8 protein-coding genes are annotated in these 10,563 nt (G+C 64.6%); 5 read left to right on the top strand and 3 right to left on the bottom strand.

All coding sequences use genetic code 11. The annotated features are described in order from the left end of the window. The 5 genes from EN742_RS11785 to EN742_RS11810 all read left to right on the top strand — a co-directional run. Positions 1–1,886: hypothetical protein (locus EN742_RS11785; protein ID WP_210214451.1), on the top strand; the 1,886-nt coding region annotated here is incomplete at its 5' end. 106 nt (positions 1,887–1,992) lie between these two features. After that, a complete protein-coding gene (locus EN742_RS11790; protein WP_127405380.1) occupies positions 1,993–3,708 on the top strand; it encodes a type I secretion system permease/ATPase in 1,716 nt (571 codons plus the stop codon). A 3-nt stretch (positions 3,709–3,711) separates the two neighbouring features. Next, a complete protein-coding gene (locus EN742_RS11795) occupies positions 3,712–5,238 on the top strand; it encodes an HlyD family type I secretion periplasmic adaptor subunit (protein WP_127405381.1) in 1,527 nt (508 codons plus the stop codon). A gap of 414 nt (positions 5,239–5,652) precedes the next feature. Then, entirely contained in the window at positions 5,653–6,450 is a 798-nt protein-coding gene (locus EN742_RS11805; RefSeq protein WP_126056147.1) for a SapC family protein, read from the top strand. A gap of 231 nt (positions 6,451–6,681) precedes the next feature. Then, entirely contained in the window at positions 6,682–7,389 is a 708-nt protein-coding gene (locus EN742_RS11810) for a 4'-phosphopantetheinyl transferase superfamily protein (RefSeq protein ID WP_189375290.1), read from the top strand. A 169-nt stretch (positions 7,390–7,558) separates the two neighbouring features. Here the strand turns inward: EN742_RS11810 and speD are convergent, their stop codons facing one another. The 3 genes from speD to EN742_RS11825 all read right to left on the bottom strand — a co-directional run. After that, complete coding sequence (speD, locus tag EN742_RS11815; RefSeq protein ID WP_245455564.1) at positions 7,559–7,927, bottom strand: adenosylmethionine decarboxylase; 369 nt, start codon at positions 7,925–7,927, stop codon at positions 7,559–7,561. Positions 7,928–7,938: 11 nt separating this feature from the next. Further along, complete coding sequence (locus EN742_RS11820) at positions 7,939–9,063, bottom strand: hypothetical protein (protein WP_189375292.1); 1,125 nt, start codon at positions 9,061–9,063, stop codon at positions 7,939–7,941. Next, the coding region (locus EN742_RS11825) for an FAD-dependent oxidoreductase (RefSeq protein ID WP_128332836.1) at positions 9,063–10,563 on the bottom strand (1,501 nt) is incomplete at its 5' end. The genes EN742_RS11820 and EN742_RS11825, both read right to left, overlap by 1 nt.

A 10,563-nucleotide genomic window follows, 5' to 3' on the forward strand; every position in this document is an offset into this window, starting at 1 on the left:
CGGCGGGTGCTGACACGAAGATGGGCACGGCCGACGACGCATTCACCTTCACGCTGCTCGATCAGATCGACCACACGCCGCTGGCGACCGGCGGGGGCGACGCGGAGACGATCGCGCTGAGCTTGGCCTCGGTGTTCGTAGCGACCGACGGCGACGGCGACAGCGTTGTGATCGATGCCGGGGCGTCGGTCACGATCGAGAACGATGTGCCGCAGAACAACGCGGCCACGGTGAACGTGAACGTTGATGAGGACGAACTGACGGGTCTGTCGACGGGCATTACGGACAATGACGCGACGACCACGGTAGCGGCGTTTACCGGTGCGCAGATTGCGGGCCTGGTGAATGCAGGCGCCGACGAGCCGGTGACGGTGTCGCTCAATCCGTTGATCGACAACGTGGATACGGGGCTGGACTCGAAAGGATCCAGCATCCTGTTCGACTTCGTTGATGCAACGCACGTGAACGGCGTGGCGGACGGGCGGACGGTGTTCACGCTGGTGCAGACGGCGGGTGCTGACACGAAGCTGGGCACGGCCGACGACGCATTCACCTTCACGCTGCTCGATCAGATCGACCACACGCCGCTGGCGACCGGCGGGGGCGACGCGGAGACGATCGCGCTGAGCTTGGCGTCGGTGTTCGCAGCGACCGACTTTGACGGCGACAGCGTGGTGATCGACGCCGGAGCGTCGGTCACGATCGAGAACGACGTGCCGACCATCGGGCTTATCAGCGACGGGCTGGTGGATTTCGCTGCTGGCAGCAGCGTTACCAAGACGCTCAGCGGGGTGGTCGGGGCGGATGAACCGGCAACCTATAGCATCACGAGCTCCCCAGCGACCGTGACGATATTGGACGGCACATCCTCGCAGGTAACACTGCTCAGGGACCTTACGAACAGCAACACCGTCGCTACCTACTTCAAGGATGTTGATAGTAGCGGCACACACAACGCCGGAGACATCGATTTCTTCAAGCTGACCCTGTCGGGCGGCAACTACACCTTCGATGTTCTCGAGAATCCTCCGCCCGCGGAGGTGAATTTCAGCTTCGCCGGGGCACCCTCCGGCAGCAACCTGTTTATGACGTTCGGCAATCCGGCCTCCACCCAGATCGTGGTGATCGGGAAGGACCCGCTCGATCAATCCGCCGGCGGCAACATCACAACCAAGGATGTGCTTAATATCAGCCAGGCCGGCAGCACCACCTCATTCGGCGTCAACGGCAACCAGATCAACCCCGGTGAGGGGGCGTTCATCACCTATGTCACGGGCGCGAACACGAACTTCCTGGTGCCAAATCTGGACCAGAACGAGGCCGACGTCGAAGCCAACATCGCGTTCACGAACGTCGTCAATGCGAGTTCGGCATCCTTCACCGTCAACCAGACCAATCCGGGCGTCGGACCCGTCAGCGTCAAGATCTCGGCCCTCAACACCGCCGCTGAACCGGGGGTGAATTTCGTCAACGGGCTCACCGGCGACACGGCCGTCACCATCACCTCGGTCTCGGTCGTCGACAACATCGTCAAGACAGGCAATACGCAATTTCTTCCGACCGTCACGGACAACGGCGACGGCACCTGGACGATCAAGGGCCTGAGCACCGGCGACAAGGTGCAGTGGACGACGAGCGGAACCCATGACCGCGTGCTGATCGAAAACGTCAGCAACGCCGATGGCGTTTCCGGCAACGACAACAACACCTTCGATATCGGCGGGTTCGGCCTCAGCCAGGCGCAGCCGGCACCCGACGAGAAGCTCGACTTCACCGTGCAGATCGCCGATTTCGACGGCGACACGGCAAGCGACAGCTTCTCCATTGGCATCGACGGGACCGGCATCTTCGACGACAACCACGTCGACGGCGTCGTCATAGCTTGACTCGATCCGGCCGGGCGCCATCCCCTGACGCCCGGCCGGGCACTGGCCCAAAGGCATCGAAACGGGGGTATCCGTGATGCAGCCAAGACCGCAGTTCCAGGAGGTGATGCATCTGGCGCGGCGCCAGGTGCCCGCCCTCCTCCTTTTCAGCCTGCTCGCCAACCTCCTCCTGCTCGCCAGCACAGTCTACATGCTGCAGATCTACGACAGGGTCCTGTCGAGCGGCTCGATCGATACGCTGATGTGGCTCACCCTGGCGGTGATCGCCGCGATCGCCGTCTATGGTATGCTGGAACAGGCCCGACGCATGATCCTCGGGCATATCAGCCAATGGCTCGATGACCAACTCAGCGTTCCGGTGATCGAACGAGCCATGGAAGCTCGCCTTGCGGGCAGCAGCCTCGAGGCCGGCCTGAAGGATGTGGCCGACCTGCGGGGCTTCGTTGCCGCTGACGGCATGCTGACCTTTCTCGACGCGCCCTGGACGCCCGTCTTCCTGGCGTTCATGTGGCTCCTGCACCCGGCATTGGGCCTGGTCGGAATAGCCGGGGCGGTTCTTTTGTTCTGTGGCGCGCTGGCCAACGACTTTCTCACGCGCCGCAAGGGCCAGGAAGCGTCGCTGGGGCTGCGCCGCAATCAGGCCGCGGCCAGTCAATACGTCGACGGCGCCGAGACGCTCCGCTCGCTCGGCATGTCAGAGCCGGCGCTGCAGCGCTGGGAAGAAAAGCAGCAGTCGTTGATGACCATCCAGGCGCAGCTTCTCAGTCGCACAACCAGCATCGCCAGCCTGTCGCGCTCGCTGCGCCTGGCCCTTCAGGTGGCCGTGCTGGGGCTCGGCGCGTATTTTGTCTTGCGTGGCGAACTGACGGCCGGATCGATGATCGCGGCATCGATCCTGCTCAGCCGCGCGCTCGCGCCGATAGAACGCTCGATCGGAGCCTGGCGCAGCCTGGTCACTGCTCGCACCGCGCGTCGCAACCTCATGCGCCTCTTCGCCGACACCGGGTCCCGGCAGAGCGGCGGCGTAACCTTGCCGCGCCCGCAAGGGCGCCTGAAGCTCGAGGACGCATACTACTATGCGCCGGGAACACAGCAGACACTGATCAACAAAGTGTCCTTCGATGTGGTGGCCGGCGAGACCTGCGGCGTGATCGGACCGTCGGGCTCCGGCAAGACCACGCTCTGCCGCCTAATAGTGGGGACGCTGCGCCCGTCGCTCGGCCATGTGAGGCTGGATAGTGCGGAGGTCGCAAGCTGGCCGCCGGATCAATTGGGGATGCACATCGGCTACGTGCCACAGCAGGTTGAGCTGTTTCCGGGAACGATCGCCGAGAACATCGGGCGCTTGCGCGATGTCGACAGCGCGGCAGTTGTCGCCGCGGCGCAACTTGCGGGTATCCACGAGATGATATTGCGGTTGCCGAACGGTTATCAAACCGAGGTAGGGCCGCATGGGGCACGGATCTCGCGCGGGCAGCGTCAGCGCATCGCCCTCGCCCGCGCCCTGTTCGGCAATCCCGCGCTCATCGTGCTCGACGAACCGAACACCGGCCTCGACGCGGACGGCGAAATGGCGCTGTTCAATGTCCTTCGCCTTTTGAAGGAACGAGGCTGCACCGTCATTCTCGTCAGCCACCAGATGAACCTTTTGCGCTCGGCGGACCATGTCGTTTTCATGCTCGATGGCGCCGTCAAGATGTTCGGCACGCGGGACGAGGTGCTCGGCGCGCTGGGCGGCCAGGCCAGACGGATTACCGTGCCGATGCCCAGGCGAGACAAGAGCCACGCCAATGCACCGGCAACGCTGAAGGCGGCGGAGTGAGCCATGGACAATCGATTTGGCGACCTGTCGAAAATGCTGGACCTGCTGCTGGCCAGCCTGCGCGACGAAATGAACAGGCTGGTCGGTGCTGCCACAGATCTGGCAGCCGCGACACCGAGTTGGTTCGAAGAGCTGGACCAGCCGATGAAGATCGCCGCGGCGGCGGCCGCGAGCGCGCTGCTTCTGCTGCTGCTCGCCTGGCTCGTCCGGCGGCGGTCGCCTGCGTTCCGCGCCGGCAGGCGCGACCTTAACCGCCGCACGCGGCCAGCGCGCATGCTGGGCTACGTCTCGGCGATCGTCTTTGTCGGCGGTACCGCGGCGTGGTCGAGTATGGCGCTGCTAGCGAGCGCCGTGGTCGCCAATGGCGTCGTCAGCCCCGAAGGCTACCGCAAGACCGTCCAGCACCTGGAGGGCGGCATCATCGGGACAATCCATGTGCGCGAGGGCGACAAGGTCAGCGCCGGCCAGATCCTGATCAGCATGAAGACGACCGATGCTCAAGGGCGCTATGACGAGTTGCAGGGGCGCTACATCCGCTTGCTGGCGACCGAGGCGCGCCTGGTCGCCGAGCTTGCCGGACAAGACCGGATCAGCTTTCCCAGGGAGCTGACGTCGATCGACAGCGAGACGGCGCGGAAGGTGGTGGTCGAGGAGCAGGCGTTGCTCGACAGCCGCCTCGCGACCCGGGAGGGGCGCGAGCAGATCCTCAACAAGCGCATAGCACAGATTGAAGAACAGAGCACGGGATGGAGGGACGTGATCGCCGCCCAGGCCGAGCAGCTCGGCTTGATCGACCAGGAGATCGTTTCGGCGCAGGCAATGTACAAACAGGGGCTGGAGCGCCTGCCGCGGATACTGGCGCTGCAGCGCGCCCAGGCCGATATCCGGGCGAACCAGGCATCGAACCGGTCGCAGGTCGCAGGCAACGACCAGCAGATCGGCGAGACCAAGCTGCAGTTGCTCAATCTGCGCCAGCAGGACAGCGAGAGAGCCAATGTAGATCTTGCCAAGGTGCGCGGCGACCTCGCCGAACTGCGCAGCCTTTTGCCCTCACGCCAGGATGTGCTGGCCAGGACCGATATCGTCGCGCCGATTTCCGGAACCGTCATGAACCTGCGTGTCAGGACTGAATCCGGCGTGATTTCCGGCGGCCAGCCGCTTCTCGATATCGTACCCAACGAGCCCAATCTGGTCATCGATTCACGTATCAAACCGGCCGATATCGACATGGTGCATCCGGACATGCCGGCACGCGTGGTGCTGTCGGCCTATCCGACCAGGCATCTGCCGCAGATCCACGGCCTGCTCACCTCTGTCTCGGCCGACCGGCTGACGGATGAGAGGACCGGCGAGCCCTATTTCCTCGCCAAGGTCAAGGTCGACGTCGCCGACCTCGGACAGCTGCATGACATCCATCTGTCGCCTGGCATGCCGGCGGAAGTCATGATCCTGACCGGCGAGCATACCCTGCTCGACTATATGCTGGCGCCGGTCCGCGACTCGCTCAATCGCGGGTTCAGGGAGCACTGAACAGGCGATCGAGGGTGCCGATGTTCGGGCGGCTCGTCAAGGCGCCGTTCTGCCTGTCGGCTTTCAGTCGGCATGCTGCGCTCAGCCAGGGACATCCGAGGCAAGGGTAGGCGCGCGGCGACCGATCGCGACCGCATCACTTGACGGCTGCGAGCTTGTCGATCGCGGCGGTGAAGCCGGCGAGCGAGACCGGAATGGTCACGGGCTTGCGGGTCACCGGAGCGGTTCATCGTTTCGCGGAAACGTTGAGCCGTTCTATTTCTTGCCTTGCCGCAATCCCGGACGGAAAACCGTTACACACTTTTCCTGGAATTGCTCTTTGCCTTGCCGCAATCCCGAACGGGAAACCGTTTCACACTTTTCCTGGAGTTGCTCTAAACCGAATTGGCGCGAGACGCCTGGAGGATACCGATAATGACTGACGCCAAGACGCAGACGGCTCCGGCCGCGGCCGACATTGGGCTACCGCTGTTCTATTCGAAGCCCGAGGCGCTCAATCCGATACGACACGGCTCGCTCGGCCTGGCGGCGCGCGCCGACTTCTCCTTCGCCCGCTCCGCGCACGCAATTCCCGTGGCGGCGTCGGAAATGCCGGCGGCGATGCGATCCTACCCGATCGTCTTCATCGGCGCCGCCAAGGCGCCGGTGATCATCACCGGTGTGCGCCAGGACGAGAACCTGTTCGTCGATGCCGACGGCCGCTGGAGCGAGCCGCACTACATTCCGGCCTATGTGCGGCGCTATCCCTTCATCCTCGCCGACGACAGCAAGACGGCCGGCCGGCTGACGCTATGCATCGACCGCGCCAGCGAGCGCATCGTCGACCAGTTGCTGGCGCCGTTCCGCGAGGATGGCGGCAAGATCGCGCCCTTCTTCAACGGCACCGAGCCGACCGAGGCGACCAGGCAGGCTTTGGCCTTCTGCAACCAGTTCCAGACCGACTTCAACGCGACTCGGGCGATGATCGAGAAAATCGAAGCGCACGGCCTGTTCGCGCCGCGCCAGAGCAAGGTGACGCTGGAGGGCGGCGAGGTGCTCAACCTCACCGATTTCCAGGTGATCGATGAGGCCGCCCTCAACAAATTGAGCGACGAGGCCTTCCTCGACCTCAGGAAATCGGGCGCGCTGGGAATGCTCTACTGCCACCTCGCCTCGAGCAACAGCTGGACCTCGCTGGTCTATCAGGCGTCGATACGCAAGGCGCGCAAGTGAAACTCGGTCGCGCCTGAAACCTAGGGCGGTCCAACGCTTCACGGCATCGCTGCATGTGGGCTGGATGCGATAAGGGGCCGGCTACCGCGCCGGGCACGAAGGACACTAAATCCGCCGCTCTGGACCGCCATTTCTCTTGGCGATGGCGAGCGTTGCCCGGTCCATCGACGTTCTGTTACAACGCAGGACAGCGTCGATGGAGCAGCAGTTTGGGCCGGCAAAGGAGTGGTCTTGCCCGGTGAGCCGGAAGTCCTGGACGACCGTTCGCCAGTCCGCCTGGTGGCAGCCATTCGCCAGTCGGTCGCTGATGGCATCGTCGTCGAGGGCGGCGATCTCGAACCAGCCGATCGAGACCTGCTGCTCGCGGAAGAACTTTCCCTGGGCAATGTCGTACCGGCGCGCCGCCGTGAGTTTCGCGCCGGGCGCATTTATGCCCGGCAGGCTTTGCAGGGCCTTGGCGTATCCAACAGCGTCATCCCGGTCGGGCGCAATCGTGCGCCAGTCTGGCCGGCAGGTGTTGTCGGTTCCATCTCTCATACTCGAAGCCTGTGCGCTGTCGCCGTCGGATGGTCGGCCGATTTCCTGAGCATCGGTATCGACATCGAGGACGATTCTCCGCTTCCATGCGACTTGGCAAAACTGGTGTCGCAGGCCCCCGAACTGGAGGAGCAGGAAGAGATCGAAAGTCGCCTGGGCTACGACCTGCCCAAGCTTCTATTCGTGATCAAGGAAGCCTTTTACAAAATGCATTTCCCGCTCAACGGGACCTTTTTGACGTTTCATGACGTTCGTGTCGAACTGAATGTGGAGAAACGCGCCGCCAAGGTCACGATCGCTCCATCAAGCCGCTTGGCGGCGGCCGACAATGGCTGTTTTGAGGGCCGTTTCGGCAGCAGCGATGGAATCTTATTCTCATATTTCGACATCGCCGCGCATTGACATGCCACGCTGCATTGCCTCCACTTGAAGTTGAACAACAGCTGACCGCACCGGGGGCCCAGATCCCAACGCGCGAACCCGCGTCGCCACAGCATCGCGGGTGATCGGCCCCCCTCTCAAGCAGGAGAGCCCGCCTGTGCCGGTAAGGTCGAACAGTCCGCCTGCGACCTCATCCCCGCCGGTGCTCTGTAATTCTCGTACGGCCAGGCGAGAACCACGCCTCCAGCACAGGCAAGGCTCCTCGAGGGTCGCAGCGGCCGCACATGAAGAGGTCGAGGGCTGCATAGCCGGTCTCGGGCCAGGTGTGGATGCTGATATGGGACTCGGCGAGCAAAGCGACGCCGGTGATGCCTGCGCCCTCGCCGAAATTGTGCAATATGACGCCCAGCACCGTGGCGCCGCAGGCCGCCGCCGCCTCGCGCAACGTGCGCTCTATCCCCTCGGCATCCCGGAGGCCGCGGCACTCCCAGAAATCGACGAGCAGGTGCAGACCCGGGGCGAACGGCTGGGCCTGCACGGCCTGGGGCTGATCAGTCACCCGGGCATCCATCAGGAGCGCCCCGGTTCTTGCGCGAACAGAACCTGCTTCCAGCTGGTGTCCCTGGTCTGCATGCGCCAGATGAAGGCATCGAGGATGTAGTGGGTGGCTTGGGGCATGGCGAGCAGCGGCGCCAGCCAAATCAGCGCGTCGGAGGAGCCGAGCGACGGCAGGGTACCGAAGAGGCCGAAGAGGCTGCCATGCTCGCGCCAGACGAAGCCATCCCACAACCCCTCCTCCAGATAGGCGAGCCCGAAGAGGGCGGACATGTAGACAGGCACGGCGCGCCAGGTGAACAGATGGGCGATCCATGGCGCCAGGAAGGAACTGCGCCCTCCCTGCAGCCGCGCCTGGTTGCGGCCATAGCCCCAGATCAGCGCGATATAGGGGATGCCGTGGGCGATGATGTTGGTGCCGGTGAAAACGAGGTCGTTGTCAAACAGCACGATGCCGATGAACCAGGACATCGCGGTGCCGACCAGCAACAAATTGCGCGGCAGGTTGAAACCGATGCCGCGGCGGAGCAGCGCCGCCTCCTTGACGACGTAGGCGGCCAGGATGGCGGCATAGGCGAGGCCGGCGACGGTGGCGAGCAGCGGCAGGTCGAGGCGGATGAAATCGCCTTCGATGAACCAGGAGAATTCCCGCTGGTGGCAATGCCAGTAGATGAGCGGATAGAGCGTGGCGCCGTAGATCGCAGCCTTGTCGATGCGGCGGAAGAGCGGTGGCAGGCCGCGTTCCCGGCGGGCATAGATCATCATGAACCCGTATTGTTGGCGCACGAAGTGGAACACGGCGGCATAGGCGAGCACGCGCCAGAACACCAGGCTGCCGCACCAGTAAAGCAGGCAGCCTCCCAGCCAGGCCAGCAGCGGAGTCAAGCCATAGAGCCAGGGCCGCGCGCTGAGCTCGGCGCGGTCGAGATAGGTGCGGAACAGGGTCGAATAGACATGGGCCACATCGACGCCGACCACGAGCACCAGCCAGACCCACGGCGACGTCTCGCTTGCCGCGCCGCCCGACAGCGACCAGACCAGGGCGGCCAGCGTCACCACCAGCGCCGGCGCCAGGATGAAGCCGAGGTCGAAGCGGGCGGAGAATATCCAGGGTTGGGCCTTGAGGAAGGAATGCGCCATCACAGCACCGTCTCGAAAGGATGGCCCAAATAGGCCATGGCGTTCTCGGCCGCACGAACCCCGTGCGTATAGGCCTCCTCGAAGATGGAGACGCCGCTCATGTCCGAATGGGCGGTGAAGACAGGCGGCTTCTGCACGAGACCCGCGCGCCGCTGCGCGCCCCAGATGAAGCCCGGCACCGGCCGGATCATCGCATGCCCCCAAACCCAAACATCGACCCGCCGGACGTGGCCTTCGAGCTCGGGATGGACCGCGAGGAGCTCCTTGAGGAAGATGCCCTGCCAGGCTTGCAGCGGCCGCGCCAGAGCTTCCCGGCGCGCCTCCTCCGGCGGCAGGTGACTAAGCGGCCAGTAGTAGGTCAACACCGTGTTCGTCGGGCGCATCTGGGTGATCTGGTGGGTGGCCACGACATAGCCGAGCAGGGGGCTGTCGAAGACGACATTGTCCCAACTCAGGCCGGCCCCCGTGCCGCCGGGGAGGCTGTCGAGCGTGATGTTGGCCACCGCCCAGGGCGCATAGGAAAAGCCGGCGGCAAGGGCCGCATGCTTCATCAGCCGTGCAGTCACGAAATGAGGTGTCGCCAGCACCACGGCCTTCGCCTCGACGCGGAAGGTCTTGTCCTCGGCCGCGTCCCAAACGTCGACAGCCGCGCCCGCATCATCTGTTTCGACGGCAAAGGCCAGCGTCCGCGACCGCACGCGCGGGCCAAGGACCTCGGCGAGGCGGTGCGTGAGATAGCCATTGCCTTCCGGCCAGGTGACCAGCCCCTGCTCGTCGGCATCGGCCGCCCTGCCGTTGCGGGAGGCAAAATAATGGATGCCGGCCCAGGCCGAGACGTCCTGCGACCGCGTGCCGTAGTCGTCGCGGCAGCAATAGTCGACATACCAGGCGAGCCCCGGCGAGCGATAGCCTTCGCGCTCCATCCAGGCCGTCATGGCAATGGCGTCGAGTGCCATCAGATCGGCGTCCTGCGAACTCAGGTCGAGCGGAATGGCGAAAGCCCGCCGGCCGTCGGTGCCGACGCGCCGGCGAAAGTCGCGCATCGTAGCGAAGAAGCGCCTGGTCTCCGCCTCCTCCTCGGCAGTGAGACCTATCGCCGGCACCAGCCCGTCCTGCCAGCGCCCGTAGCGGTAGAGGCGCTCGGAAGGGTCGGCGCAGAGGGCATACTCGTCGTAGAGCGGCGCGCCCGTGGGGCCGTACCCGGTGATGATGGCGAAGTCCTCGAACAGTGCCCGCACCGCCCTGGCTTCCTGGGTGAGCAACGGCACGTAGTGAGCGCCCCAGGGAAAGGCACTGACCTCGTTGCGCCCGCTGGCGGCATTGCCGCCGGGAGCTGCTTCGAGATCGAGCAGCAGGAAATCGTCATAGCCGGCCCTGGCAAGGCGATAACCGGCGCCCAGGCCCGCGACGCCGCCGCCGACGACGACGACATCGGTGCGGCGGATCTCGCCCGGCGCGGCGAAGGTGCCGCCTCGCAGCCTGTGGCCGATGGAGGAGGAG

The organism is Mesorhizobium sp. M4A.F.Ca.ET.020.02.1.1 (genome assembly GCF_004022645.1).
Classification (GTDB): domain Bacteria; phylum Pseudomonadota; class Alphaproteobacteria; order Rhizobiales; family Rhizobiaceae; genus Mesorhizobium.